The 25,903-nt window shown below is 60.1% G+C and carries 25 protein-coding genes; 2 read left to right on the top strand and 23 right to left on the bottom strand.

Annotation, left to right across the window (positions count from 1 at the left end; all coding sequences use genetic code 11):
* Positions 1-189: 189 nt before the first annotated feature.
* The 20 genes from AC0IXS_RS22810 to AC0IXS_RS22715 form a co-directional block, all read right to left on the bottom strand.
* Positions 190-810, bottom strand: coding sequence for a phosphoribosylanthranilate isomerase (locus AC0IXS_RS22810; protein ID WP_025994109.1), 621 nt, complete (start codon positions 808-810; stop codon positions 190-192).
* 60 nt (positions 811-870) lie between these two features.
* Complete coding sequence (truA, locus tag AC0IXS_RS22805) at positions 871-1,695, bottom strand: tRNA pseudouridine(38-40) synthase TruA (RefSeq protein ID WP_004884553.1); 825 nt, start codon at positions 1,693-1,695, stop codon at positions 871-873.
* A gap of 153 nt (positions 1,696-1,848) precedes the next feature.
* Positions 1,849-4,701: a motility hub landmark protein FimV gene (locus AC0IXS_RS22800; RefSeq protein ID WP_471825747.1), complete on the bottom strand. Its 2,853-nt coding sequence runs from the start codon at positions 4,699-4,701 to the stop codon at positions 1,849-1,851.
* Positions 4,702-4,809: 108 nt separating this feature from the next.
* The gene (locus AC0IXS_RS22795; protein WP_057410323.1) at positions 4,810-5,823 is read right to left on the bottom strand and encodes an aspartate-semialdehyde dehydrogenase; all 1,014 of its coding nucleotides are present in this window, start codon (positions 5,821-5,823) and stop codon (positions 4,810-4,812) included.
* Positions 5,824-5,908: 85 nt separating this feature from the next.
* Complete coding sequence (locus tag AC0IXS_RS22790) at positions 5,909-6,469, bottom strand: DUF1285 domain-containing protein (RefSeq protein WP_057410324.1); 561 nt, start codon at positions 6,467-6,469, stop codon at positions 5,909-5,911.
* 9 nt (positions 6,470-6,478) lie between these two features.
* Complete coding sequence (locus AC0IXS_RS22785; RefSeq protein WP_004884561.1) at positions 6,479-7,081, bottom strand: DUF4823 domain-containing protein; 603 nt, start codon at positions 7,079-7,081, stop codon at positions 6,479-6,481.
* 123 nt (positions 7,082-7,204) lie between these two features.
* On the bottom strand, positions 7,205-7,867 hold the full coding sequence (locus AC0IXS_RS22780; RefSeq protein ID WP_004884565.1) for a TetR/AcrR family transcriptional regulator: 663 nt from the start codon (positions 7,865-7,867) through the stop codon (positions 7,205-7,207).
* Positions 7,868-8,308: 441 nt separating this feature from the next.
* Positions 8,309-9,094, bottom strand: a complete 786-nt coding sequence (locus tag AC0IXS_RS22775) for a TatD family hydrolase (protein ID WP_471825744.1) — start codon at positions 9,092-9,094, stop codon at positions 8,309-8,311.
* A 14-nt stretch (positions 9,095-9,108) separates the two neighbouring features.
* Positions 9,109-9,465 carry a PilZ domain-containing protein gene (locus AC0IXS_RS22770; protein ID WP_004884570.1) on the bottom strand — a complete coding sequence of 119 codons (357 nt, stop codon included), beginning with the start codon at positions 9,463-9,465 and terminating at the stop codon, positions 9,109-9,111.
* A 30-nt stretch (positions 9,466-9,495) separates the two neighbouring features.
* Positions 9,496-10,482 (bottom strand): DNA polymerase III subunit delta', encoded by a 987-nt coding sequence (locus tag AC0IXS_RS22765; RefSeq protein WP_043305630.1) that lies wholly within the window; start codon positions 10,480-10,482, stop codon positions 9,496-9,498.
* Positions 10,475-11,107, bottom strand: coding sequence for a dTMP kinase (gene tmk / locus AC0IXS_RS22760; RefSeq protein ID WP_471825741.1), 633 nt, complete (start codon positions 11,105-11,107; stop codon positions 10,475-10,477). Before tmk ends, AC0IXS_RS22765 begins: the two co-directional genes overlap by 8 nt.
* Before the next feature lie 19 nt (positions 11,108-11,126).
* Positions 11,127-12,266 (bottom strand): endolytic transglycosylase MltG, encoded by a 1,140-nt coding sequence (mltG, locus tag AC0IXS_RS22755; protein WP_122570055.1) that lies wholly within the window; start codon positions 12,264-12,266, stop codon positions 11,127-11,129.
* A 3-nt stretch (positions 12,267-12,269) separates the two neighbouring features.
* Complete coding sequence (gene pabC, locus AC0IXS_RS22750) at positions 12,270-13,085, bottom strand: aminodeoxychorismate lyase (protein WP_057410328.1); 816 nt, start codon at positions 13,083-13,085, stop codon at positions 12,270-12,272.
* Positions 13,085-14,329 carry a beta-ketoacyl-ACP synthase II gene (gene fabF, locus AC0IXS_RS22745; RefSeq protein WP_004884576.1) on the bottom strand — a complete coding sequence of 415 codons (1,245 nt, stop codon included), beginning with the start codon at positions 14,327-14,329 and terminating at the stop codon, positions 13,085-13,087. Before fabF ends, pabC begins: the two co-directional genes overlap by 1 nt.
* Positions 14,330-14,442: 113 nt before the next feature.
* Positions 14,443-14,679 carry an acyl carrier protein gene (gene acpP / locus AC0IXS_RS22740; protein WP_004884578.1) on the bottom strand — a complete coding sequence of 79 codons (237 nt, stop codon included), beginning with the start codon at positions 14,677-14,679 and terminating at the stop codon, positions 14,443-14,445.
* Positions 14,680-14,871: 192 nt separating this feature from the next.
* The gene (gene fabG, locus AC0IXS_RS22735) at positions 14,872-15,615 is read right to left on the bottom strand and encodes a 3-oxoacyl-ACP reductase FabG (protein ID WP_004884579.1); all 744 of its coding nucleotides are present in this window, start codon (positions 15,613-15,615) and stop codon (positions 14,872-14,874) included.
* A gap of 15 nt (positions 15,616-15,630) precedes the next feature.
* A complete protein-coding gene (gene fabD, locus AC0IXS_RS22730) occupies positions 15,631-16,569 on the bottom strand; it encodes an ACP S-malonyltransferase (protein ID WP_057410329.1) in 939 nt (312 codons plus the stop codon).
* A gap of 130 nt (positions 16,570-16,699) precedes the next feature.
* A complete protein-coding gene (gene plsX / locus AC0IXS_RS22725; protein ID WP_471825737.1) occupies positions 16,700-17,722 on the bottom strand; it encodes a phosphate acyltransferase PlsX in 1,023 nt (340 codons plus the stop codon).
* Between the two features lie 4 nt (positions 17,723-17,726).
* On the bottom strand, positions 17,727-17,909 hold the full coding sequence (gene rpmF, locus AC0IXS_RS22720) for a 50S ribosomal protein L32 (protein WP_003179396.1): 183 nt from the start codon (positions 17,907-17,909) through the stop codon (positions 17,727-17,729).
* A 13-nt stretch (positions 17,910-17,922) separates the two neighbouring features.
* Positions 17,923-18,450, bottom strand: coding sequence for a YceD family protein (locus tag AC0IXS_RS22715; protein ID WP_004884585.1), 528 nt, complete (start codon positions 18,448-18,450; stop codon positions 17,923-17,925).
* A gap of 106 nt (positions 18,451-18,556) precedes the next feature.
* Here AC0IXS_RS22715 and AC0IXS_RS22710 point away from each other — a divergent pair, with 106 nt between their 5' ends.
* Positions 18,557-19,135: a Maf family protein gene (locus tag AC0IXS_RS22710; RefSeq protein ID WP_025994097.1), complete on the top strand. Its 579-nt coding sequence runs from the start codon at positions 18,557-18,559 to the stop codon at positions 19,133-19,135.
* Between the two features lie 64 nt (positions 19,136-19,199).
* Here the strand turns inward: AC0IXS_RS22710 and AC0IXS_RS22705 are convergent, their stop codons facing one another.
* From AC0IXS_RS22705 to rluC, 3 genes are read right to left on the bottom strand one after another with little or no spacing between them, the layout of a single operon-like run.
* Positions 19,200-20,198, bottom strand: coding sequence for a S49 family peptidase (locus AC0IXS_RS22705; RefSeq protein WP_025994096.1), 999 nt, complete (start codon positions 20,196-20,198; stop codon positions 19,200-19,202).
* A 24-nt stretch (positions 20,199-20,222) separates the two neighbouring features.
* Positions 20,223-20,882 carry an HAD-IIIA family hydrolase gene (locus AC0IXS_RS22700; RefSeq protein WP_122690659.1) on the bottom strand — a complete coding sequence of 220 codons (660 nt, stop codon included), beginning with the start codon at positions 20,880-20,882 and terminating at the stop codon, positions 20,223-20,225.
* Complete coding sequence (rluC, locus tag AC0IXS_RS22695) at positions 20,869-21,828, bottom strand: 23S rRNA pseudouridine(955/2504/2580) synthase RluC (protein WP_004884593.1); 960 nt, start codon at positions 21,826-21,828, stop codon at positions 20,869-20,871. The genes AC0IXS_RS22700 and rluC overlap by 14 nt, the downstream gene beginning before the upstream one ends.
* A 726-nt stretch (positions 21,829-22,554) precedes the next feature.
* Here rluC and rne point away from each other — a divergent pair.
* The gene (gene rne / locus AC0IXS_RS22690) at positions 22,555-25,797 is read left to right on the top strand and encodes a ribonuclease E (RefSeq protein WP_471826283.1); all 3,243 of its coding nucleotides are present in this window, start codon (positions 22,555-22,557) and stop codon (positions 25,795-25,797) included.
* The last annotated feature ends 106 nt before the right edge of the window (positions 25,798-25,903 follow it).

Genomic DNA, 25,903 nt, shown 5'->3' with positions numbered 1-25,903 from the left:
CCCTCAGCTAAATTCGTTAGTTGGCGATGAGACGGGGAACGGTCGGCCGTCGGCCTGACCTGCACACCCTCTACCACGATTTTTTACAACCCGGACGATGCGCACCGGCACCGCCCTTGACTCAATTCGACCCGCAGGACTTGTGGCGGGGACAGGCTTATGGACGGCGGCCGAACCGCAGCCGTCACATCACGCACCCTGGACCGCACTCATGAACGCGAGAATCTTTTCCCGATCCTTGATGCCCTTTCCTTTTTCGACGCCACCGCTGACATCCACCGCGTAGGGTTTGACCTGGGCAATCGCCTGCGCCACGTTGGCCGACGTCAACCCGCCCGCCAGAATGACCGGTTTGCTCAGCTCACTCGGAATCAATGCCCAGTCGAACGTTTCACCCGTACCGCCGGGCACACCCTCGACGTAAGTGTCGAGAAGGATGCCGCGCGCATTACGGTAGGCACGGCAGGCCTGTTCGATATCGTCACCCGCTTTCACGCGCAACGCCTTGATATAGGGACGATGATAGCCGTCGCATTCTTCCGGCGTTTCGTCGCCGTGAAACTGCAACATATCCAGCGCAACGGCATCCAGCGTTTCATTGAGCTCGCAACGGCTGGCATTGACGAACAGACCGACCGTGGTGATGAACGGCGGCAACGCGGCGATAATTGCACGCGCCTGCTGCACGCTCACGGCGCGTGGACTTTTGGCGTAAAACACCAGCCCGATGGCATCGGCACCTGCCTCGACAGCCGCCAGGGCATCTTCTATGCGGGTAATCCCGCAGATCTTGCTGCGAACGGCTGACATGTGGTGAAAACCTCAGACCTTTCGGAAAGTCCCGGATGTTAGCAAATGCTTGCCGGGGCGTCAGCCGTCAAGTTCGGCGAAGCCCGTCAGAAAATGCGGACCGATATAACGCTCGGGCAACGGAAACTGCTCACGGTACTCGACCTGCACCAGATAGAGCCCGTAGGGATGCGCGGTGACGCCCCCGGTACGACGCACTTTGCTTTCCAGCACGTCACGCGCCCATTCGACCGGACGCTCGCCTGCGCCGATGGTCATCAATACACCCGCGATGTTACGCACCATGTGATGCAGGAACGCGTTGGCGCGCACGTCGATGACGATCATTTTGCCGTGCCGGGTCACGCGCAAGTGATGCAGTTGCTTGATCGGCGACTTGGCCTGACATTGCCCGGCACGAAACGCACTGAAATCGTGGGTTCCAACCAGATGCTGCGCGGCCTCGGCCATACGCGTCACGTCGAGCGGACGATGGTTCCAGGTAATCTCCTGTCCCAGATGCGCCGGACGGATCTGATCGTTATAGATCACATAGCGATAACGGCGGGCGATGGCCTTGAAACGCGCATGAAATTCGGCGGGCATCACCCGAGCCCAGGTCACGCTGATGTCGTGGGGCAGATTGATGTTGGCCCCCATGACCCAGGCTTTCATGGAGCGCTCGGCCTGCGTATCGAAGTGCACCACCTGCCCACAGGCGTGCACACCGGCGTCCGTGCGCCCCGCGCACATGAGCGAGACCGGCGAGTCGGCCACTTTGGACAGGGCATTTTCCAGGGTTTCCTGCACCGTCAGCACGCCGGACGCCTGACGCTGCCAGCCGCAATAGCGCGACCCTTTGTATTCCACGCCCAGCGCGATTCGGGAAAAGCCCTCGGCAGCCATCTCGGCGGCCGGGTTATCTATGTTCGCCAAGGTGTTACAGCCTGTCGATTTGCGAAAAGTCGGCCATTATACGGCCGCAAAAAAAAGACGCCACACCGGGCGCCAAATGCGGACGGCCGCAAAAGCGGCCGTCCGGGATCAGCCTGAATGGAGTCAGGCAAGCCGCGAGAGCATGTCACGCGCTTCGCTTTTCTGACCGTCATCACCTTCATTGACGACTTCGTCGAGAATATCCCGCGCCCCGTCGGCATCACCCATGTCGATGTAGGCACGCGCCAGATCCAGCTTGGTCGCAGCCTCATCGGTACCGGCCATGAAATCGAAGTCCGGCTCATCGTCCAGCGCCATGGCGTCTTCTGCGGTGAACCTTGGCTCGTCGAGAGGCGGATGCTCGAGGTTCTGCGAAAGACGGTCCAGCTCGGCATTCACATCGTCGATTTCAGATGCGAAAGCCTGACTGGCCTGGTCCGATTCGATTTCATCAGCCAGCGACAAGTCAAAGTCTTCCGGCAGTTCCAGATCGTCACTGACCGGCGGCGTCTCCAGCGGTGCAGCGTCGACAACCGGCTCGACAGGATCGTCGCCGAGGCCAAGCAGGAAATCATCCTCGTTCTTGAGCACCGGATCCTCTTCGGTGAGGTCCAGATCGAAATCAGCCAGGTCGTCAGGTGTCGCTGCCGCCCGAGCGGCCTCCTGCTCGCGCATGATCGATTCGAAGCTCAGCTCTTCATCATCAGGCGCAGCGGAAATGACCGGCTCGTCCAGCAACAGATCGTCAGGATCGGTCACAGTCGGCAGCTCTTGCGCTGCAGGCTCGTCGAACTCGTCCAGGCTCAGATCGAAATCATGATCGAACTCTTCGGAGGCGACGGGTGGCTCTTCTACCACCGGAGACTCGACCTCGGACGCCACAAAAGGCTCAGGCTCCGGCTCAAGAATTGGTTCCGGCTCTGGTTCTGGCTCTGCAGAATCGTCGGCCAGCAGTTCCTCGACATACTTGGCATCCAGCTCCGCAGCCAAGGCTGCCGCTGTGGCGGCACCTGCTGCCACTGCCACAGGAGCTACCACCGATGCCGGCTCAGCGACGACCGGCGCCACAGGAGTTTGGGTCGAGTGTGAATCTTTTAGCTGCTCGCCCTCAGCTTCAAGCTTTCCCGAGGCCACCAGTTTGCGCTCGTGCGCAGCGTAGGCCTTGTTGTTGCCCTGTTCAGCGTAGATTTCCATCAGCTTGAGGCGGATGTCATCACGCTCGGGCTCGTTCTTCACCGACTCCTCGAGCAGCTCGACTGCCTGATTCATACGTCCGTAAGCAATGTGGATCTCAGCCTGCACCAGCGGGTCGGCCGGTCGCTCGCGCGCAGCTGTTGCCGCTGCGGCAGCGGGACCTGCGCCCATGCGCACGTTAGGCGACACGACATCGAGGCCGTCAAAGCTGGCAGGCGGTGCGTTCATGTCCATGTCGGATACGAATTGCGACTCTTCAGCCAGTGCGCGAGCCATGCGGCGGTGCTTCTCGGCTTCGGCCTTGGCAGCACGGCGGCGCGCCATGAACAGCAGGATCAGCGCCAGAATCAGCAGCACGGCACCACCGATCAACCCCAGCAATACCGGGTTGTCGAGAATCTTCTGCAGGGTGTCCTCCTCTTCCGGAGCCGCGACCGGCTCGACGGCGAGTGGCTGTTCGGCGGCTGGAGTCGCCACCTGCGCAGCGCCCGCTGGCAAAGCATCTTCAGGCGCAATCTCGCCCGCTGGTTTGACCGGTGCGCCATTGGCATCGACCAGCGAAGCCGGCACGGCTGCGTTGGCTGGACTGGCAGGATCGACTGGCGTAGCGGCAGGCGGCGGCACGGCTGCACCGGCGGCCTGCATCTTGGCCAACTGACCGTTCTTGAGCTCAACCAGACGCTGCAGTTTGTCCAACTGGCTCTGCAGGTCGTTCATGCGGCTTTTCAGCTCGGCATTGTCGCGACGCGTGGTGTCCAGCGCTTCCTGAGCCACTGCAAGCTTGTTACTCAGGTCACTGTCGCCCGCGGCGCCCTTGGCGGCTGGCTTGCCGCTGGCCGAAACCAGGCTGAGGTTGTCGGCGGTATCCACCTTGGAAGGTGCTGCACCGGCACGATCACGGCGAGTGGCATCCACCTGGCGCGGCCCGGCCGGGAGGCGGCGACCTTCACGCCATGCGCTGTACTGGCGGGAGACCTCGGCAACGGCCTGAGGCTGCGGCAAGGCCGTGGTCTGCTGAGGTGTCGGCAGACGCAGGACCTGACCTTTCTTCAATCGGTTGATGTTGCCGCCCATGAATGCATCAGGGTTGAGCGCCTGAATCGCGAGCATGGTCTGTTGCACAGTTCCGCCGGTACGAACCTTCGCAGCGATTTCCCACAAGGTGTCGTTGTTGGCCGTGACGTACTGGGACTGCTTGTCGGCAGGCGGCGGTGGCAGGGTCGAGCCCTGCGTCGCAGCGGGTTGTGCCGGCTGCTCGGCAGGTGTCGCCTCAGCCGATGGCGCAACGCTTGGCAGTTGAGCAGGCGCTCCGGTTTCTGCGGCGGGAGCAGCGGGAGCAGCAGGCGCGGGCGCTGCTGCAGCGGCGGCCGCCTCTGGCGAAAACTTCGGTGGATCCAGCAGCAGGCTGTATTCGCGCAGCAAACGTCCGTTCGGCCACAGCACCTGAACCAGGAACTTTACATAGGGCTCCCGGACCGGCTTGCTGGACGTGATACGCAGGACACTCTTGCCATTGGCATTGATGACTGGCGTAAAACTCAGATCATTGAGAAACGCTTGGCGCGTGATACCCGCCTGGGCGAAGTCAGCCGTCGTTGCAAGACTCGGTACAACCTGCGCGGCGTTGACGCCCTGCGCATCGGTCAACTCGATCTCGGCTACCAATGGCTGGTTCAGGGTCGACTTGACAGACAATTCCCCGAGCCCCAACGCCTGCGCCATCCCTGATGACAGCGCCGAAGCCGCAGCGATCGCTAATACCAGTTTACGAACCTGAACCATAGCCCATCCCTTGTTTAAAGATTCTCCGGCATCCGGAGAGGTAGTCCTGCGTTGGGTGTAAGGCGTATCGCCGCTAGAACAATTATTCAAAGTGTTGCCAAGTATCTTTTACACATAGTCTTTTATCAACAATTCGCCAACCTGCACAGCGTTGAGCGCTGCGCCCTTGCGAACATTATCCGAGGTTATCCACAGTTCAAGTTGCTCCGGGTCGTCTATTCCTGTGCGCACCCGTCCTACGTAAACCACATCCTGACCGACAGCATCGCCAACGGGCGTCGGGTAATCGCCGGCATCGACCAGCTCAATGCCTTCGGCAGATTCGAGCGCCGCATTCACCGCAGCGAGATCAATCGGCGCGGCAGCCTGAATCGACACAGTAAAGCTGTCGCCAAAGAAAACCGGGACCTGAATGCAACTGGCAGCCACTTTCAACGAAGGCAGGGCCAGCAATTCACGCACTTCCGCGACCAGACGTCGCTCCAGCGCGAGGTGCCCTGCTTCATCCGGCTTGCCAACCTGAGCCAGCACGTTGAACGCCATCTGCCGATCAAAGAATCGCGTTTCCAGAGGGCGCACGTTCAACAGCTCAGTGGTTTGGCGCGCCAATTCGGTCACCCCTTCCCGGCCTTGAGTGGAGACGGCCAGACAGGCCGTTACCGCAACATGACGCAGATCGAACAATTGGCGCAGAGGAGCAAGTGCCAGAGCAACCGCAGTGGCCGAAGCGCTCGGGCTCGATATCAGGCGCGGCGCAGCGTTGGCAGGTGTCAGCAGTTGGCCATTGATTTCAGGGACAACAGTGGGTGCCTGCGCGGCGGGAAACACGCCTGAAAGATCGATAACTGCGCATCCGGCCGCCACCGCCTTCTCGGCGTGGCTGCGACTGATCGCAGGGCCGGCGGCGAAGAACGCCAGCCTGACCTTGCCGAAGTCAAATTCATCGACTTCGCGCACGCGCACGTTTTTGCCGCGGAAAGGCACTGAGTGCCCTGCCGATTCGATGCTGGCCAGCAGGTGCAGATCACCGACCGGAAAATCGCGTTCTTCCAGAATCTGGACGATGGTTTCGCCGACAGTACCGGTCGCGCCTACAACGGCGATGTCAATGGACTGACTCATGCAAAAACCTCAGGAAAATCAGGGAGCGGCACTTTAACCGCCGAACTGCCGACAGGCAATTGAGCCTGTCGAATACCGGGCCGTCTCAGGGCTCAAGGCCGATCCTGAAGAACACGCCATGGCTCCACACGCCCAACCAGCGCTGACCGTCGATCTCTTCGACGACTGCCAGCTCTACCAACTGGTAAAACACATTGCGATGAATCAGCGCTTCGAGGTTGGTCCGCACGTGAACATAAGGTGCGGGCTCTTGAGTCAGGGGATCGATGACGACGCGCAAGGGATGTTCGGCATTCGCCTCAACCTCGTCCTCGACGTTGGTCACGAAGCGCAATATCTGGCTGACACCCTCGCCGACCACCGCAAGCGTGACCGCAACGAACGGTGCGTCATCGACCTTGATGCCGACCCTTTCGACCGGCGTGACCAGAACATAATCGTCGCCATCACGGCGCAGGATGGTGGAGAACAACCGCACCATCGGTTTACGACCGATGGGGGTGCCCTGGTAATACCAGGTGCCATCCCGGGCGATACGCATGTCGATGTCACCACAGAACGGTGGATTCCATAAATGCACAGGCGGCAACCCCTTGGTTTTCGGGATCTGCGCAAACAGATCGCCCGCCTTGCCTGAATCGGTCATGCCTTACTCCTAACGCGCGATACCCAACAAGGTACGAGCGTAGTCCTCAAGTGGCGGACCTAGCAAATCTTCGGGACTTGTATCGTAAAGCGTCAGCAATCCGCCGCGACTGCGAATCCGCGCGCTGTCTATCAGGTAACGGGTGCTGGTTTCGATCAACATGAGCTGAATGACGCCCGAGTCGACGCCCAGGCGATCCACCGCTTCCTGGTCGGACCACTGGTCACCGTTGCCGATGCGGTCGTCAGCCTTGGCGAAGCGGGTGTAGAGCAGATAATGCGCACCGGCACTGCGTGCCTCGATCATGGCTTCGTCCAGACCCAGCGGCGCAGGGGCGCGACGAACCATGGGGAAGTACTCGACGAAGCCTTTGAACGCTTCTTCGGCAACTACGTTGGGGCGTGGATAGGCTCGGCCGGGCGGCACGAAGGCGCCCTGGGCGATATAGATGAACGAGTCGGGCTGCACGCGCCAATTGGCGATACGGCGGGTCTCGCTGTGATCGAGCAGCCCCGCATCGCTGAACTGTTCTCGAACACCCTCACCCATGTCACTGACTTTCATGCAGCCGCCCAACGCCAAAAACGTCAGCAGCAAAACCAGGCTACGCATCATCCCCTCCAAATACCGGTGACGGAAAACCGGCGAATGGTCGTCGGATGCAGCTTCCGCGCCATGTCCGCAAAGAGGCCTGCAGAGTCTTGAACGGCGGCACATGAAGTGCCGCCAGAGCGATCAGGATACAGCCGGATCCGGCTTCGTTTCAGGAGGGGTATCGCCATCACGCTTGCGCTTGTTGCCCATGCGCACACCGATGTCCATCAGGAAGTGGAAAAAGCCTTCCTGATCTTCCAGCACGTTGCTCCAGAACGGCGAGTGATACAGCGCGACAGCGCCATGCACCAGCGCCCAGGCGGCACAGTAGTGGTAATAAGGCGGGACGTCTTCCAGCTTGCCTTCGGTGATGCGGCCCTTGATCAGCAGCGTCAGGTGTTCGAAGTTGGAGGCGCGGATCTTGTGCAGTTCCTCGACCAGCTCAGGGACCTGATTGCCCTTGACCACCTTTTCCTCAAGACGGTCGAACAGGCGATAGCGCTGCGGGTCGCGCATGCGAAACTCAAAGTAGGCACGTGAAAGCGCCTCCTTGTCCTTGTCGACATCGGCCGAGTGCAGCAGCTCGTTCAAATCGCGCTCGTAATCGAGCATCAGGCGCAGGTAGATTTCCGCCTTGGATTTGAAATGCTTGTAGATCGTGCCTTTGCCGATGCCGACGGCGTCCGCGATCATCTCGACCGTGACGCTGTCTTCGCCCTGCTCAAGGAACAGTTTTAGCGCGGTGTCGAGAATTTCCTGCTCACGGCGGCGAAACTCACGGACCTTACGAGGTTCTTTCTGCATAGGAAGGTCTGATTGGGATCGAAATCGAAGCCGCGTATTATGCCCAATTGCCGACAAATTGCACGGATCATCCGACCATATCGCCGTATATGAGCGAATCCATGCCTTCATCGGGCATTTGGTGATCGGTGCCGGAGACGTTTGACTCCCACGCTGCGGGGGTTTGGTACTGACGGAGGGGGCTGAGTGGTTTTTGAGTGCTCAAGAACCGGTTTGGTATTCCAAAACTGTTTAAAAAACGACCAATTCAAGCTGGACGCGCCGCGATACTTGTCAATAATTAAATCGTTGGCGCGTCATATCCCCCAAGTGACCCGCCAGTAAAGGCGCCAAAGGACAGCGTGCCTTTGTTTTACTCCTAATGGTCTTAACCCGGCTTCACCCCCCCAGAATCCGGGTTTTTTTTGCCTGCGATTTGCCCGTCGATCCGGAGCAGACGATTCAGCGGGATACGTGCGCCAGCGGAAACAGACGGGTGAAGTTTTCAGTGGTCTGCTCGGCGAAACGCTCGTAGGGCTCGCCCCGCAGCATCGCCAAAAACTCAGCCACTTCTCGCACATACTGCGGCAGGTTCGGCTTGCCCCGGTAAGGAATCGGCGCCAGATAGGGCGAATCGGTCTCGACCAACAGGCGGTCGGCAGGCACCTGACGCGCCACGTCACGCAGAGCGTCCGCATTGCGGAACGTCACGATGCCGGACAGCGAAATGTAGAAACCCAGGTCCAGCGCGGCCTTGGCCATGTCCCAGTCTTCGGTGAAGCAATGCAGCACACCTGCCTGGGGCAATGCTGCCTCGCGAAGCAGGTCGAGCGTGTCGGCGCGCGCGCCTCGGGTGTGCACAATGACAGGCTTGCCGGTGATGGCCGCCGCCTGAAGATGCAGACGGAACGACGCCTGCTGCAGTTCGGCCGCTTCCGGCTCGTAGTGATAATCCAGACCGGTTTCGCCGATCGCTACCACGCGAGGGTGGTCCAGCTCGCTCAGCAGCCAGCCCAGCGCGGGCGCCTCGCCCGGTTTGAGGTCGAGCGGATGGATACCGACCGAGCAGTCGACATCGTCGTAACGATCGGCCAGCGCCTTTACGGCACCGGCATTCTCGGCACTGACCCCGATACACAAAAAGTGGCCGACGCCCCTGCCCCGCGCAGCCGCCAGGGCTGCGTCGAGCGAACCCTCGTGCTGGGTCAGGTCAAGGCGATCAAGGTGGCAATGGGAATCTACAAGCATGGGCAAGAGGACAACTACATCGTATGGGTGGGACGGTCGGACTTCAGCGCACCGACCAGATAGGTTTCGATCAGGTTGCGAGCGGTATTGTCGCCGTCATTGAACTGCACGCCGACACCGGCTGCGCGATTGCCCTGTGCGCCCTTGGGCGTTATCCAGGCAACACGGCCAGTGACCGGCACCTTCTCCGCCTGATCCATCAGATTGAGCAGCATAAACACTTCATCGCCCAGCTTGTAACTTTTGCCGGTCGGAATGAACAGACCGCCGTTCCTGATGAATGGCATGTAGGCGGCATAGAGAACGGCCTTGTCCTTGATGGTCAGGGACAGAATGCCGTTACGCGGGCCTGTGTTGGGCGGCAGGTTCATGACAATACCTCAACGGTTGATGAGCGCAGTCTACGCCTGTCCAGGCAGGCCTGCCCACTGGACCAGCAATGCTTCGAGCAACAGCACGCGATTGAGGTTGGCCTTGGACATGACTTTCTGCCGCTGCGCCAGCACCCAATCCTGAATCTCCAGCACTTTGCCACGCGGCGATTTCTGCGCCAGGTATTGCACCACCTTGCGCATGTCGCCCAGCCCCAGGCCTTCTTCATCCTGAGTCAGCTGGTAGCGCAAAATCAGATGCGACCAGTCACAGAACCAGTCGAACAGCAGCAACAACGGTATGTCTTTCCAGCCTTCGGCCAATTGGGTCGGCGATTGCTGTTGCTTGAGCAGCTTCTTGACGCCGTCCACCACCAGTGCACGCTGTTCGCGAACGCCCTGGGCCTGGAGCGTGACAGCAGCCAGCGGCGAACCGGCGGCCAGGGTCAGCAACTCCAGACGCTCCTGTTCGGAGCTGTCAGGCAACGCGTTGCTCAACCATGCCAGACTCGTCTGCTCATCCGGCAACGGACAGGCCTGCTGCACGCAGCGACTCTTGACCGTTGGCAACAGGCGGCTGGGCTGGTGACTGACCAACAGCAGCACGGTATTGCCGGACGGCTCCTCAAGGCTTTTCAACAGGGCGTTGGCAGCATTGATGTTCATTGCCTCGACCGGCTCGATGAGCACGACCTTGCGGCCACCCATCTGCGAGGTCTGCACAACGAAACTGACCAGATCGCGAACCTGATCCACCTTGATCGGCTTGTCGGCCTCTTCAGGCTCCAGCACGTAGTTGTCGGGATGGCTGCCAGCGGCCAGCAGCAGACAGGATTTGCAGGTTCCGCAGGCATCGAGTCCGTCCAGCCGCTGACACAGCAGACTGGCCATCAAACGCTCGGCGAGCGCCCGCTTGCCGATACCGGCAGGACCGTGCAGCAGGTAGGCATGCGCATGCTGAGCGCGCCCCGCCATCTGCTGCCACAGTGCCTGCTGCCACGGATAGGCTTCAGCCACGTTGCAACTCCAGCAGTTGCGGCAACAAGGCATCCAGAGAGCGCTGCACGTCGCTCAGTGTCTGCGCGGCATCCACCAGCCGGTAACGCGAAGGCTCGGCGGCGGCACGGGCCAGATAGGTGCTGCGCACGGCATCGAAAAACGCACGGCCTTCCTGCTCGAAGCGATCCAGACGGCCCCGCGCTGCGGCACGCGACAGGCCGACTTCCACCGGCAGATCGAACACCAGCGTCAGATCCGGGCGCAGATCACCCTGAACGAACTGCTCCAGCGCCGCGATGCGCTCATGGGACAAGCCTCGCCCGCCGCCCTGATAGGCATAGGTCGCATCGGTGAATCGATCGCACAAAACCACTTCACCACGCGCCAGCGCCGGACGAATCACTTCGGCCAGGTGTTGCGCACGAGCTGCGAACACCAGCAGCAGCTCGGTATCAGCGCACATGGCTTCGTCACTGGGTGCGAGCAACAGCTCACGGATACGCTCGGCCAGCGGCGTGCCGCCGGGCTCACGGGTCAACAGTACCTGGACGCCCTGAGTGCGAAGCTGCGCTGCCAGGTATTCACGGTTGGTACTTTTGCCAGCCCCTTCAGGGCCTTCGAGGGTGATGAACAGGCCGGTCACAGGCAATCCTTAGTCATATTCATTGCGAAGCAGGCTCGCCTTGCGGGGCGTCCGGGCCATCCCCGGATACAGGCTCGGAAGCGTTCGAATCAGGCTCGGGCGAGGCGCTGGGGATCGGTGCCGACACCGGTGCAGGGCTGGATCGATAATCCGCGCGTCGTTTGATCTGGTATTCACGCACCGCGGCGTTGTGAGCATCCAGATCATTGGAAAATACGTGGCTGCCGTCACCCTTGGCCACGAAGTACAGGCTGTCGCCCGATACCGGATTGAGCGCGGCATGAATCGCTTCGCGCCCTACCAGCGAAATGGGCGTTGGCGGCATCCCGGCAATCACGTAGGTATTGTAGGGCGTGGCCTGCTTGAGGTCGGCCCGGGTCAGCTTGCCGTTGTAACGCTCGCCCATGCCGTAGATCACGGTCGGATCGGTCTGCAACTGCATGCCCAGCTTCAGGCGGCGTACGAATACGCCGGCAATCTGCCCGCGCTCCTGAGGCACACCGGTTTCCTTCTCGACCAGCGACGCCATGATCAGCGCCTGATACGGATCGGCATAGGGCGCGTCGGCCGCTCGCGCTGCCCATTCCTCGTCCAGAACCTCTTCCAGACGGGCATAGGCCTGCTTGAGCACTTCGGCATCGGTCATGCCGCGAACATAGCGATAGGTGTCCGGAAAGAAGCGCCCTTCGGGAAATACGTCTGGATGGCCGATTTTCGTCATCAGTTCGGCATCGCTGAGGCCCGCCAGCGTCTGATCAAGCTTGGCCTGTTTGGCCAGCGCCGCGCGGACCTGCCGGAAATTCCAGCCTTCGACCAGCGTCAGGCTGTATTGCACCACTTCCTTGCGCTTCCAGACGCCGAACAAGGCATCGACGTCCATCCCCGGCACCATGCGGTATTCACCACTGTGCAGCGCCTGACCGGACAGATTGAAGCGCCAGTACAGACGCAGCCAGAAGGCATCCTTGATGACGCCCTCGGTTTGCAGGCGATTGAGAACGCCGGTGGGTGTCGAACCGGCCGGCACGTCCAACAGTTGTTCCTGAGTAATCTCAAGAGGCTGGTGCAGCGCCTGATACTGCTGCCAGAACGCGAAACCCAGCGCCAGGCCTGCCAGGACGAGTGCGGTTTCCAGCAACACCAATATTTTTCGGATCACGTATCAGATATCCAGAAGGCTGCAAGCGATGCCTTGCAGTTTACGGGTGAGCAGGCCAACCGGCCAGCCGAGGTGTTCAAAGGCGCGGACCGGCCAGATGCCATAGACGCTGTTGCACAGAAAGACTTCGTCCGCCTGCGCAAGATCGGATGCGCTCAGATCCCGGATATCGACATCAATACCCAGCATTGGTGCCTGATCCAGCAATTCGGCACGCATCACGCCGGCCACGCCGCACCGGGTCAGGTCCGCGGTCAACAGGCGTCCCTTCGAAACCAGAAACAAATTGCTGTACACGCCTTCGATCAGACGACCCGAGGTATCGCACATCAACCCTTCGGCATGCTCGCTGTCCTGCCACTCCGAACGTGCGAGGACCTGCTCCAGACGATTCAGGTGCTTGAGACCTGCCAACAGTGGCTGTTCAGCCAGACGGGTCTTGCAGGGAAACAGGCGTACGCCCTGCTCGGCATGGGATGCCGGGTACAAGGGTAAAGGACCACCCTGCAGGATTCGACGCGAGCGAGAGTCCGGAGCGGGACCATACCCGCGCTGGCTGTCGCCACGGGTCAGGATCAGCTTCATGACGCCCTCGCCAAGCTGGGCAGCGAAGCGGGTCATCTCGGAACGAACCAGCGCCTGATCAATCGGAATCGACAGGCGCTGACAGGCTGTTTCAAGACGCTGCAAATGGCGTTCGAACAGCAGCGGCTGCCCTGATTTCACTGCGACGGTTTCAAAAACCCCGTCGCCGTAGGCCAGCCCCCTGTCCTTGAGGGACACAGAGTCGGCCAGGCAGCCGTCGATCCAACTGAGCATTACTCGGTAAACCGGCGGAACACCAGCGAGCCATTGGTGCCGCCAAACCCGAAGGAGTTCGACAGAACGACGTCGATCGGCATCCGACGTGCTTCATGAGGCACGAAGTCCAGATCACAGCCTTCGCTCGGCTCGTCCAGGTTGATGGTCGGCGGCGCGACCTGATCAACCAGCGCCAGCACACTGAAGATGGCTTCGACAGCACCGGCAGCACCCAGAAGGTGGCCTGTCATCGACTTGGTGGAGCTGACCGCGAGCTTGTAGGCATGGTCGCCGAATACACTCTTGATCGCCGACGCTTCGGCCAGGTCACCAGCAGGTGTCGAGGTGCCATGGGCATTGATGTATTGCACCTGCTCGGGGTTGACCTTGGCGTCGCGCAAGGCGTTGACCACGCAGCGCGCAGCACCGGCGCCGTCGTCCGGCGGTGAAGTCATGTGGAACGCATCACCGCTCATGCCGAAACCGACCAGCTCGGCATAAATGGTCGCGCCACGTGCCTTGGCGTGCTCGAGTTCTTCGAGAACCATCGCACCGGCCCCATCGGACAGGACGAAGCCATCACGGCCCTTGTCCCACGGACGACTGGCACGGGCCGGATCGTCATTGCGGGTCGACAGCGCACGCGCCGCACCGAAGCCGCCCAGACCAAGACCACAGGCTGCCATTTCGGCACCACCGGCAATCATGACGTCAGCTTCGTCGTAGGCAATGTTGCGTGCCGCCATGCCAATGCAGTGAGTCGCCGTGGTGCAGGCGGTCGCGATGGCGTAATTGGGTCCCTGTGCGCCCAGATGGATGGACAGGAAACCGGAAATCATGTTGATGATCGAGCCCGGTACAAAAAACGGAGAAATCCGCCCCGGCCCCTGATCGTGCAGCAGACGACTGCTGTTCTCGATGTTGGTCAGACCACCGATACCCGAACCCATGGCAACGCCGATGCGCTCGCGATTTGCGTCGGTGACTTCAAGACCCGCATTGCGCACAGCCTGAAAGCTGGCCGCAAGTCCGTACTGAATGAAGAGATCGAGCCGGCGCGCCTCTTTGGGTGCCAGGTATTCTTCCACGTTGAATCCCTTGACCGAACCGCCGAAACGGGTGGTGAAGGCAGACAGATCCGTGTGCTCGATAAGGCCAATGCCACTGCGGCCCGCCAGAATGCCTTGCCAACTGCTGGGCACATCATTGCCCAGTGGCGACAGCATGCCCATCCCGGTGACCACGACGCGTCTACGCGACACAGGACTCTCCTTCTCTCTTGTTAACGGAACATCACAACGTTTTTTAAAGAAAAAACCGCACGCCGTTTAAAGCAGTGCGGTTTTCCCCGTGCAGCAAGCAGCGATTACGAATCTTAAGCCTGGTGGCTGTTGACGTAATCGATAGCAGCTTGAACGGTAGTGATCTTTTCCGCTTCTTCGTCAGGGATTTCGGTCTCGAATTCCTCTTCCAGAGCCATTACCAGCTCAACGGTGTCCAGGGAGTCAGCGCCCAGGTCTTCAACGAAAGAAGCAGTGTTGACAACCTCTTCTTCCTTGACGCCAAGTTGCTCGGCAACGATTTTCTTGACGCGCTCTTCGATGGTGCTCATACCTAGTTTTAACTCCTAGTGGAAATATTCAGGCATCTGGCCAGAGGGTAAGTGTATAGAAGAGGTTTTACGTTTTTCAAGCGTAACGCTCTCCGCCTTTGCCCCATCGCCCTTCTGCCCATTTATAGATTGCAGCTTTATAACGGATTTTAGACAGATCTTATGACATTTTTTTGAAACAGATCGTCACATTCAGCTCATGTACATGCCGCCGTTGACCGGGATTGTCGCCCCGGTCACGTAGCCTGCGCCTTCGGAAGCGAGGAAAGACACCACATTGGCGATTTCCTGCGCCTGTCCCAGACGGCCCAGAGGAATCTGGGTCAGCAACGCTTCACGCTGTGCTTCAGGCAATTCACGCGTCATGTCGGTATCAATGAAACCTGGCGCCACCGAGTTCACGGTCACTGCACGCGAACCCACTTCACGGGCAAGGGCACGGCTGAAACCTTCCAGCCCTGCCTTCGCGGAAGCATAGTTTACTTGACCGGCGTTGCCCATGGCACCCACTACGGAGCCGATGCTGATGATACGGCCCCAGCGAGCCTTGGTCATACCGCGCAAAACACCCTTGGAAAGCCGGAACAGGCTGTTCAGGTTGGTATTGACCACGTCGTACCATTCGTCATCTTTCATGCGCATCATCAGGTTGTCACGTGTGATGCCAGCGTTATTGACGAGGATCAACGGTGCGCCAACGCGCGCCTGAATGGTCGACAGCACGGAATCGACGGATTCGGCGCTGCACACATCCAGCATCAGGCCGAAACCTTCGATGCCAGCTTCCTTGAATGCCGCGCTGATACGCTCGGCACCGGACTCGGACGTCGCAGTACCCACGACCACAGCACCATTGCGGCCCAATTCCAGGGCGATGGCTTGACCAATACCACGACTGGCACCGGTCACCAGTGCAACTTTACCTTGCAGGCTCATGCAGGCTTCTCCTAATCAGACCAGTGCCGCACGCGCGGCGACAAAGGCGTCTGGGGTATCCAGGTTGTAAGTAATCACGCCCTCGGCGCAACGCTTGTTCAGACCGGCAAGCACCTTGCCCGGCCCACATTCCACCAGCTGGGTAGCCCCACGGCTTGCCAGACACTGGATGGATTCCACCCAGCGCACAGGCTTGTACAACTGTTCGAGCAGGTCGCGCTTGAGCGTCGCCAGATCACTGACTGCACTGGCGCTGACATTCTGCACCAGAGCGATTTCCGGCGCCTGCCACTCGATGGCTTCAACGGATTGGGCGAAACGCTCGGCAGCCGGGCGCATCAGCTCGCAGTGCGAAGGAACGCTGACCGGCAATGGCAGAGCGCGCTTGGCACCCCGCGCCTTGCACAGCTCCATCGCACGCTTGACGGCCTCGGCGGAACCGGCGATGACCACCTGACCCGGCGAGTTGAAGTTCACTGCGCTGACCACTTCGCCCTGAGCCGCTTCGGCACAGGCAGCGATGACATCGGCGTCGTCCAGACCCAGAATTGCGGCCATGCCACCTTGACCGGCCGGAACGGCTTCCTGCATCAACTGACCACGGCGCTCGACGAGTCTGACCGCGTCTTCCAGGCTCAGGCTCTGCGCAGCGACCAGAGCGCTGTATTCACCCAGGCTGTGACCTGCAACAAATGCAGGAACAGCGCCGCCTTCAGCCAGCCAGACATGCCACAGCGCAACCGAGGCGGTCAGGATGGCAGGCTGGGTCTTGTCAGTCTGATTGAGCAATTCGGCAGGACCGCTCTGGGTCAGCGCCCACAGGTCATAGCCCAGCGCTTCGGACGCCTGTTCAAAAGTATCGAGGATCAACGGATGCTCAGCAGCCTGCTCGGCAAGCATGCCCAGCGATTGCGATCCTTGACCCGGAAATACGAATGCGAGGGATGCAGACATTTAACAAGCCTCTGAAGTGGTTTAGCTGAAATAGGCATTCGGACGAACCGAACACGTGTATTCAAACATGGGTGTTCAAATTTACCCGACTGCCGGTTTGGATGACCGAGCAGTCGGATGCGTCACATTTTCACGACTGGCCGTTCTGCAGCATCGCTTCGAGCCGCCCACGAAGGCGTTCCGGCTGATTCTCCCGAGTCTCGATCAACGCGCGCTGAATCGCACTCTGGAAGCCTTGAACGCTTGCCGAGCCGTGACTTTTCACAACGATACCCTGAAGACCCAGCAGACTGGCGCCATTATGGCGGGCCGGCGCCAGATCAGCCTGCAGACGCTTCAGCATCGGCAACGCCAGGCCACCTACCGCGCGGGTCAACAGATTTCGCTTGAACAGCATCTCGATCCGGGCGGCGATCATTGCCGCCAGGCCTTCGCTGGACTTGAGCAGGACATTGCCGACAAAACCGTCGCACACCACCACATCAGCCTCGCCCCGGTACAAGCCGTCACCTTCCACGTAGCCGATGTAATTTAGACCCGGCGCCGCCTGCAGCAGAGCGGCCGCCTGCTTGACCTGCTGATTGCCCTTGATATCTTCGGTGCCGACATTCAGCAACGCCACTTTCGGTCTTGCGACCCCCAGCGTCTCGGCCATCACGGAACCCATGACCGCGAACTGATACAGCGCCTCGGCACTGCAATCGACGTTGGCGCCCAGATCCAGCAACTGACAATAGCCTGTGCGTGTCGGGATGGCGGCAATCATCGCCGGGCGGTCAATACCCGGCAACGTCTTGAGCACGAAACGTGACAGCGCCATCAGGGCTCCCGTATTGCCCGCACTGACGCAGGCCTGGGCCTTGCCACTGGCGACCAGCTCAAGCGCAACACGCATCGACGAGTCAGGTTTGCTACGCAGTGCCTGTGACGGACGCTCGTCCATCGCAACGACTTCACTGGCATTGACGATTTGCAGGCGCGAGCGATCCACACCGGAATGGCGGGCAATCAGTTCTTCAATAAGGGGTGTTTGGCCGACAAGGGCCAGATGAAGCGAGGGCGTAGCAGTCAGGCACGCGAGGCTTGCCTGAACAATGTTGCGGGGACCGAAGTCCCCGCCCATTGCGTCGATCGCAATGATCGGAGCGGACAAGAAATTACTCGTCAGCGCCCTTGTCGATCACTTTACGACCACGGTATACGCCTTCTGGCGATACGTGGTGACGCAGGTGAACTTCACCAGTGGTCTTTTCTACCGACAGAGTGCTTGCCTCAAGAGCGTCGTGCGAACGACGCATGTCACGGGCAGAGCGGGATTTTTTGTTCTGCTGAACAGCCATAATTGATTAACTCCTAAACGTTTGGGTCACGCTTTAACTGCGCCAATACACTGAACGGGTTGGACCGTGTCACCTCGTCCACGCTCGGTTCGGGCTCATCGAGACCCGCCGGTTGCTGGCATTCTTCCGGATGATGAGCAGGCACGATGGGCAAGGCGAGCAAAAGCTCCTCCTCGATCAGTGCCAGCAGATCCAAAGGATCTTCGCCCAGTTCCAGCACGTCATAACCTTTCGGTAACGACTGGGTATTCGCACCCTCCTTCACCACAGCGTAACTGCACTCGCTGTGAATCGGCAGGGTGACCAGCTCAAGACAACGCTGGCAAACCATCTTGACCGAGACGTCTATCGCACTGTGGATAACCACCGAACGGCGTTCGTCACGCTCGAAAATGAATTTGGCCTGCACCGTACCGACATTGTCGGCAAGCGGGTCGCAGAGTCTCTCCAAATCGGCCAGCAGCACTTCACCCTGAAGGGTAGTGCCGCGATCAGCCAATTTGCGCGGGTCAACGTGAGGTGGAATCGGGTCATTCAACATAGGCGCAGCATTCTAGGGATGCCCCCCTGGCATGTCAAAGGAAATTCAGGTCTGTTCGCATCTCTTATGGATCATTAGAATCTGCGCTCAGTTCAAGGAGAATCGCATGCCTTCCCTGCTTCTAGCTTCCAGCTCGGTCTACCGTCGCGAACTGCTGGCCCGACTGCGCCTGCCGTTCACCTGCAAATCACCCGATGTCGACGAAAGCAGACGCCCCGGCGAACCCGGTCTGGAGCTCGTGCTGCGCCTTGCACAGAAGAAGGCGCAGGCGCTTGCCAGCGAACATTGCGACCATCTGATCATAGGTTCGGATCAGGTAGCCGTGCTCGGCGACCGGATACTCGGCAAGCCCCACACGTTCGAAGGCGCGCTGGAACAACTGTCGGCTGCCAGCGGCAAACGCGTGACCTTCCTGACCGGTCTGGCCCTGCTCAACAGCCGGACCGGCGTCTGCCAGGTGGACTGCGTTCCCTTTACCGTGCACATGCGCGACCTCGACACCGCAAGCATCGAGCGCTACCTGCACGCAGAGCAGCCTTTCGATTGCGCAGGCAGCTTCAAAGCCGAGGGCCTGGGCGTGAGCCTGTTCCGCAGCACCGAAGGCGCTGACGCCACCAGCCTGATCGGCCTGCCGCTGATCCGTCTGGTGGACATGCTAATAAAGGAAGGGATCTCCATCCCCTGACCCACCATGAAAAAACCCGACAGCTGTCGGGTCTTTTCGTATCCTGCTCATCCCTGGCATGCGATCAACGCAAGGTCGGACCATTGAAGCCCGCCAGCATCGCAAGCCGCTCGGCAATGCTGGTGCCCAGCTTTTTGGAGAAACGGTCAAAAGGCGACTCTTCAACGGTGTAATCGACCATGTCTTTCTCGCCGATCACCTCACGCGCCACATAAGCCGCGCTGCCCAGACCGTCCACCAGACCCAGCGGAACCGCCTGCTCGCCGGTCCAGACCAGCCCGGAGAACAACTCCGGGTGATCCTTGTCTTTCAGGCGCTCGCCACGACCCTGCTTGACGCTGGCAATGAACTGCCGGTGCGTCGTGTCCAGCACACCCTGCCAGAACTGCGTTTCGTCCGCTTTCTGCGGCTGGAACGGATCAAGGAAGGCCTTGTGCTCGCCGGACGTGTAGGTCCGACGATCGACACCCAGCTTTTCCATCACCCCAACGAAGCCGAAACCGGCTGCCGTGACACCAATGGAACCCACCAGACTGGCCTTGTCGGCGTAGATCTGGTCGGCAGCACTGGCGATGTAATAGGCACCCGAGGCACCCAGATCACTGATCACGGCATAGACCTTGATGTCAGGCTTCTGCGCGCGCAGGCGACGAATCTCGTCGTACACATAACCGGACTGCACCGGACTGCCGCCGGGGCTGTTGATATTCAGGATGACACCCTTGGTCTTGGCGTCCTCGAACGCAGCACGCAACCCGGTAATGATGTTGTCGGCGCTGGCAGGCTCCTTGTCAGCGATCATGCCCTGCACATCGACCACAGCCGTGTGACTGGCGCGCCGGGATGCACCACCGCTCAGGTCCAGCATCGGCACGATCAGCACTGTAAACAGCACCACAAAGGTCAGCAGCTTGAAAAAGATCCCCCAGCGACGCGCACGCCGCTGCTCCTGGACACTGGCCAGTAAGGTTTTTTCCAGCAACTTCCAGCTTTTCGCCTCTTCCCTGTCTTCAACAGGCCCATCCGCCCTCTGGGAGGCAGGCGCTTTCCATTCGTCAGACATGCTCAACTTGCTCCGGAACGATGATTAAACGCTGCGCCGATTCAACCAGGTGCGCAGTTCGGAAAAATGCTCGATGGCCAGACGAGGCTCATACGCACGCAACGAATCCAGCGATTGCGCACCATACCCCACCGCCACCGAATCCATACCCGCATTGCGTGCCATCTGCAGATCGAAGGACGAGTCCCCGATCATCAGCGAACGCTCGGGCGCAACATCACAATGCGCCATGATCTCGTGCAGCATCAACGGATCGGGCTTGCTTGCCGTTTCGTCGGCAGCCCGGGTGATATCGAAAAAATCCAGCCAGGCATTGGCCTTCAATACGCGATCCAGCCCGCGACGCGCCTTGCCAGTGGCGACCGCGAGACGGTAACCCTCGTCGCGAAACGCCTGAATGGACTCCGATACACCTTCGAATAATCGAGAAGGCACGTTATCCATCGCCATATAACAGTCGGCGTAGCGTTGGCGGAAGTCGATCAGGTCGTTTGCCGTGATCGACGGATAGAGCGTACGGATTGCCTCGGGCAAACCCAGACCGATGATGCCTTTGATCGCCTCATCATCGCGCCCTTCCATACCGCCACCGATCGCGGCAGTCCGCATGGACTCGATAATGCGTCCGATTGAATCTGCCAGCGTGCCATCCCAGTCGAAAATCAGCAGATCATAGTGGCGCACTCAAACGCTCCACTGTCTTGGCCCACATCTCGTCTACCGGCGCCTGCAAGGTAAGCTTGTCGCCATCCGGCATCGGCACGGTCAGCATGTAAGCGTGCAGGAACAGACGCTTGCCACCCAGATCGCGGATTTCACGACTGAAATCCTCGTCGCCGTATTTGGTATCACCGGCAATCGCGTGACCGGCATGCAGCGTGTGAACACGAATCTGGTGGGTGCGACCGGTTACCGGCTTGGCCTCGACCATCGTGGCAAAATCACCGAAACGACGCAGCACCTTGAAAATCGTCAGCGCTTCCTTGCCCTCTTCGTTGACCTCGACCATCCGCTCGCCGGAACGCAGATTGCTCTTGAGCAATGGCGCGCGGACCTGCTTGATGGACGTTGCCCAGTTGCCACGCACCAGCGCCATGTAGCGTTTGTCCACGCCGTCGCCGCGCAGGGCTTCGTGCAGGTGACGCAACATGCTGCGCTTCTTGGCGATCATCAGCAGACCGGAGGTGTCGCGATCCAGACGGTGGACCAGCTCAAGCTCCTTGGCGTCCGGGCGCAACTGGCGGAACGCTTCGATGACACCGAAGCTCAGTCCACTGCCGCCATGCACAGCGATACCGGCCGGCTTGTTGAGCACGATCAGCGCCTTGTCTTCGTAGACGATGGCCGCTTCCAGACGCTGCAACAGCGCCTGCGCAACAGGCACGGGCTCGTCGCGCTCGGGCACGCGCACAGGGGGGATGCGGACGATATCTCCTGCCTGCAACTTGTACTCGGGCTTGATCCGCCCCTTGTTCACACGCACTTCGCCTTTGCGCAAAATGCGGTAAATCAAGGTCTTGGGCACACCCTTGAGATAAGTGATCAGAAAATTATCGATGCGTTGACCGGCAAGTTCCGGCGCAACCTCTACCAGCTGGACGCCGGGGGTTGGAGGGGCAATATTTGTCATGGCGCAAATCATAACAATTTTTTATGGATTTGAAGCACTTAATGATTGCTGCTATAGTCGCGAACGCCGCCAAAAGCGGCCGGACAGCGGACAAACGGTTGACAGCCGACCCTGACCAACGCAATTCACGAGGACGTGAGGCCGTCCTACGGGGCTTTCGGTGACAACGCAGCATGCTGGAAACGTAACAAGCGCGGGTGACATGAGGCCGGAAACACGCCAGATCGCTGAGCAGACAGCTCGCCTTCAGTGCGAATAATTCACGGCCAGTTCACAAGGTGCAGTCGCTTCCAGACGCTACGAGCGAATGCTTCGGGAACAACGCCTAAAGCCATGATGCGCGACCTTCCCTATCGAAGATCGCGGTAAATGCCAACCCGCTGCGGATTCTGCGCGCGGCAGCACCCGAATTATCAGGGATACGTGTAGGGTGGAGACGCACAACCATCGGACTGTGTAGCAAAAGGCTTGTTCTAGACGCTTCATCTCGTCCGCTACCGATGGTCGATTCCTCCTCCTGACAAAGCTTTTGCTGAAAGGGTGTCCTAGGTCACCACAGCAAGCAGGAAACGTCGTCGCGACGCCCCGCCCCATTCCGGGCAGGAAAATCGCTAGACACTGGAGTGTCCAACCACTCTTGACGTGCCCTGACACCGACCGTGAGAAGTCGTGTGTGCCGAACGCCGTTTCCGGCAGCCCGGAAACCGACGGTACTACATGAAAAGAATGCTGATTAACGCGACTCAACCCGAAGAGTTGCGTGTTGCACTGGTAGACGGCCAGCGCCTCTACGACCTGGACATCGAGTCAGGTGCACGCGAGCAGAAGAAGGCCAACATCTATAAAGGCCGGATCACTCGTATCGAACCCAGCCTCGAGGCTGCCTTTGTCGATTTCGGCTCTGAGCGCCATGGCTTCCTGCCCCTCAAGGAAATCTCCCGCGAGTACTTCAAGAAAGCCCCTGAAGGCCGCGTCAACATCAAGGACGTCCTGAGCGAAGGCCAGGAAGTCATCGTTCAGGTCGAGAAAGAAGAGCGTGGCAACAAGGGCGCAGCCCTGACCACCTTCATCAGCCTGGCGGGCCGTTATCTGGTCCTGATGCCGAACAACCCGCGTGCCGGTGGCATTTCGCGCCGTATCGAAGGCGAAGAGCGCAACGAACTGCGTGAAGCACTCAACGGTCTGATCGCTCCTGCCGACATGGGCCTGATCGTTCGTACCGCAGGTCTGGGTCGCAGCAGCGAAGAGATGCAGTGGGACCTCGACTACCTGTTGCAGTTGTGGACCGCCATCAAGGAAGCGTCCCTGGATCGCTCCGCGCCGTTCCTGATCTATCAGGAAAGCAACGTCATCATCCGCGCCATCCGCGACTACCTGCGCCAGGACATCGGTGAAGTCCTCATCGACAGCGTCGAAGCCCAGGAAGAAGCCCTGACCTTCATCCGTCAGGTGATGCCGCAGTACGCCAGCAAGATCAAGCTGTATGAAGACAGCGTTCCGCTGTTCAACCGTTTCCAGATCGAAAGCCAGATCGAGACCGCCTTCCAGCGCGTCGTCGAACTGCCTTCCGGCGGCTCCATCGTCATCGATCCGACCGAAGCCCTGGTGTCCATCGACATCAACTCGGCGCGCGCCACCAAAGGCAGCGACATCGAAGAAACCGCCCTGCAGACCAACCTTGAAGCGGCTGAAGAAATCGCCCGTCAGTTGCGCCTGCGTGACATCGGCGGCCTGATCGTCATCGACTTCATCGACATGACCCCGGCCAAGAACCAGCGCGCCGTGGAAGAAAAGGTCCGTGAAAGCCTTGAAGCCGACCGCGCCCGCGTTCAGGTCGGTCGTATCTCGCGCTTCGGCCTGCTGGAAATGTCCCGTCAGCGCCTGCGTCCATCGCTCGGTGAAAGCAGCGGCATCGTCTGCCCGCGCTGCAACGGCACCGGCATCATCCGTGATGTCGAGTCGCTGTCGCTGGCCATCCTGCGCCTGATCGAAGAAGAAGCCCTGAAAGACCGTACTGCCGAAGTACGTGCCCAGGTGCCGATCCCGGTCGCAGCGTTCCTGCTCAACGAGAAGCGCAACTCGATCACCAAGATCGAACTGCGTACCCGTGCCCGCATCATCATTCTGCCGAACGATCATCTCGAAACGCCGCACTTCGAAGTTCAGCGTCTGCGTGATGACAGCCCGGAAGCCCACAACAACCAGTCCAGCTACGAGATCGCTGCTGCCGCCGCCGAAGTGGAAGAAATCGCTCCGCTGGCTGCCGCGACCCGCACCCTGGTTCGCCAGGAAGCAGCCGTCAAGACCGCTCCAGCACGCGCCAACGCCCCGGTTCCTGTGGAAGCCGTTGCCGTAGCGCCAGCGCCTGCCCTTCCAGAGCCAAGCCTGTTCAAGGGTCTGGTGAAATCCCTGGTCAGCCTGTTCGCAACCAAGGAAGAGCCCGCCGCACCGGTAGTGGTCGAAAAACCGGCTGCAACCGAGCGCCCTGCCCGCAACGAAGAGCGTCGTAACGGCCGTCAGCAGAGCCGTGGCCGCAACAATCGTCGCGACGAAGAGCGCAAGCCTCGTGAAGAACGCGCTCCACGTGAAGAGCGTGCAGAACGCGCCCCTCGCGAAGAGCGTGCTCCTCGTGAAGAACGCGCACCTCGTGAAGAGCGCGCCCCACGCGAAGCCCGTGATGACACAGCACCGACTACAACCGCCCGCGAAGAGCGCCCGGCCCGCACCTCCCGTGAGCGCAAGCCTCGTGAAGGTCGTGAAGAGCGTCCGGTCCGCGAACTGCGTGAGCCGCTGGATGCCGCACCGGCCGTCAACATTGCCCGTGAAGAGCGTCCTGAACGCGCCCCACGTGAAGAACGCCAGCCTCGTGCACCGCGTGAAGAGCGTCAGCCACGTACCGAGCAGGCCGTTGTCGAGGCCAGCGAAGAAGAAGTGCTGCTGAACGAAGAACAGGCTCACGATGACAACCAGGACAGTAACGACGGCGAACGCCCTCGTCGCCGCTCCCGTGGTCAGCGTCGCCGCAGCAATCGTCGTGAGCGTCAGCGTGATGCCAACGGCAATGTGATCGAAGGCTCGGAAGAGAACGGTAACGAAGAGGAGCAAGGCTCCGATGCGACTGCCGGTCTGGCCGTTACTGCCGCTGCTGTTGCAGGCACGGTGATGAGCGCTCCTGCCGAGGCTCAGGCCCACGAGCAGGCCGAACGCGCCAACAACACCGTTGAAGCACCTGTCGCTGACGCGGTAGAGCCAGCAGCCACTGTCGAAACGCCAGTTGCTGAAGCAACCGTTGTTGAAGCGCCGACCGAGCAAGCGCCGGTGGCCGCAGAGCCGACCGTTGAGCAGCCTGCTGTTGAAGCACCAGTAGCCGACGAAACACCGAAGGCCGAAGCAGCGCCTGAAGTCGAGGTTCAACCGACAGTGACCGAAGTGCCAGCCATCGCTGCGCAGACCGAACTGTTCGAAGCCCCTCACGCAGAGCGCGTCGTACCGTTCACGCCAACGCCTGAGCCAACACCAGAGCCACAAGCTCCGGTCGAAGCCAAGGCTCAGGAAGAAGTGCCCGCCACTGAATCCTCGGAACTGCCGACACCTGCACCCGCTCCTGTTGCAGAGCCTGCGTTCGTGAAGGAAGAGCCTGCTCCTTACTTCGCGCCACAGGCACCGGCGGCTGAAGAAGCACCGGCCGTACAGGAAGCCCAGGAACCAGCAGCTGTTGAAGCTCCGGCCCTGCCGGTCAGCAGCACGGGTCGTGCGCCGAACGATCCTCGTGAAGTTCGTCGCCGCAAGCGCGAAGAAGAAGCCCGCCGTCAGAAGGAAGCCGAACAGGCCGCCTCTGCTGCACCGGTTGCTTCGGAGCCTGCACCTGTTGTCGCTGAAGCAGAATCGGTCCAGCCTGCGCTGAACACCGAGGAACATGCCGAGCAGCAACATGCCGAGAAAGAAACCGAGCCTAAACCCCTCGTCTAAACCCGGCCCATGAAAAAGCCCTGCCTGTGTAAACAGGCAGGGCTTTTTTATGCCTGCGATTCAAGCGAATCAACGACGGGCCTGATCACCTGCTGACTTCGAAAAC

The organism is Pseudomonas sp. AC016 (assembly GCF_979253365.1).
Note: the sequence above shows the minus strand (reverse complement) of the source record. Positions and strands in the feature narration are given on the sequence as shown.

Coding starts and splice junctions, on each gene's coding strand:
- AC0IXS_RS22810 (WP_025994109.1), bottom strand. CDS start 810: ATGTCAGCCGTTCGCAGCAAGATCTGCGGGATTACCCGCATAGAAGAT.
- truA (WP_004884553.1), bottom strand. CDS start 1,695: ATGGCTGCCGAGGGCTTTTCCCGAATCGCGCTGGGCGTGGAATACAAA.
- AC0IXS_RS22800 (WP_471825747.1), bottom strand. CDS start 4,701: ATGGTTCAGGTTCGTAAACTGGTATTAGCGATCGCTGCGGCTTCGGCG.
- AC0IXS_RS22795 (WP_057410323.1), bottom strand. CDS start 5,823: ATGAGTCAGTCCATTGACATCGCCGTTGTAGGCGCGACCGGTACTGTC.
- AC0IXS_RS22790 (WP_057410324.1), bottom strand. CDS start 6,469: ATGACCGATTCAGGCAAGGCGGGCGATCTGTTTGCGCAGATCCCGAAA.
- AC0IXS_RS22785 (WP_004884561.1), bottom strand. CDS start 7,081: ATGCGTAGCCTGGTTTTGCTGCTGACGTTTTTGGCGTTGGGCGGCTGC.
- AC0IXS_RS22780 (WP_004884565.1), bottom strand. CDS start 7,867: ATGCAGAAAGAACCTCGTAAGGTCCGTGAGTTTCGCCGCCGTGAGCAG.
- AC0IXS_RS22775 (WP_471825744.1), bottom strand. CDS start 9,094: ATGCTTGTAGATTCCCATTGCCACCTTGATCGCCTTGACCTGACCCAG.
- AC0IXS_RS22770 (WP_004884570.1), bottom strand. CDS start 9,465: ATGAACCTGCCGCCCAACACAGGCCCGCGTAACGGCATTCTGTCCCTG.
- pabC (WP_057410328.1), bottom strand. CDS start 13,085: ATGCTCAGTTGGATCGACGGCTGCCTGGCCGACTCTGTGTCCCTCAAG.
- acpP (WP_004884578.1), bottom strand. CDS start 14,679: ATGAGCACCATCGAAGAGCGCGTCAAGAAAATCGTTGCCGAGCAACTT.
- fabG (WP_004884579.1), bottom strand. CDS start 15,615: ATGAGCCTGCAAGGTAAAGTTGCACTGGTGACCGGTGCCAGTCGTGGT.
- fabD (WP_057410329.1), bottom strand. CDS start 16,569: ATGTCTGCATCCCTCGCATTCGTATTTCCGGGTCAAGGATCGCAATCG.
- rpmF (WP_003179396.1), bottom strand. CDS start 17,909: ATGGCTGTTCAGCAGAACAAAAAATCCCGCTCTGCCCGTGACATGCGT.
- AC0IXS_RS22715 (WP_004884585.1), bottom strand. CDS start 18,450: ATGTTGAATGACCCGATTCCACCTCACGTTGACCCGCGCAAATTGGCT.
- AC0IXS_RS22710 (WP_025994097.1), top strand. CDS start 18,557: ATGCCTTCCCTGCTTCTAGCTTCCAGCTCGGTCTACCGTCGCGAACTG.
- AC0IXS_RS22705 (WP_025994096.1), bottom strand. CDS start 20,198: ATGTCTGACGAATGGAAAGCGCCTGCCTCCCAGAGGGCGGATGGGCCT.
- rluC (WP_004884593.1), bottom strand. CDS start 21,828: ATGACAAATATTGCCCCTCCAACCCCCGGCGTCCAGCTGGTAGAGGTT.
- rne (WP_471826283.1), top strand. CDS start 22,555: ATGCTGATTAACGCGACTCAACCCGAAGAGTTGCGTGTTGCACTGGTA.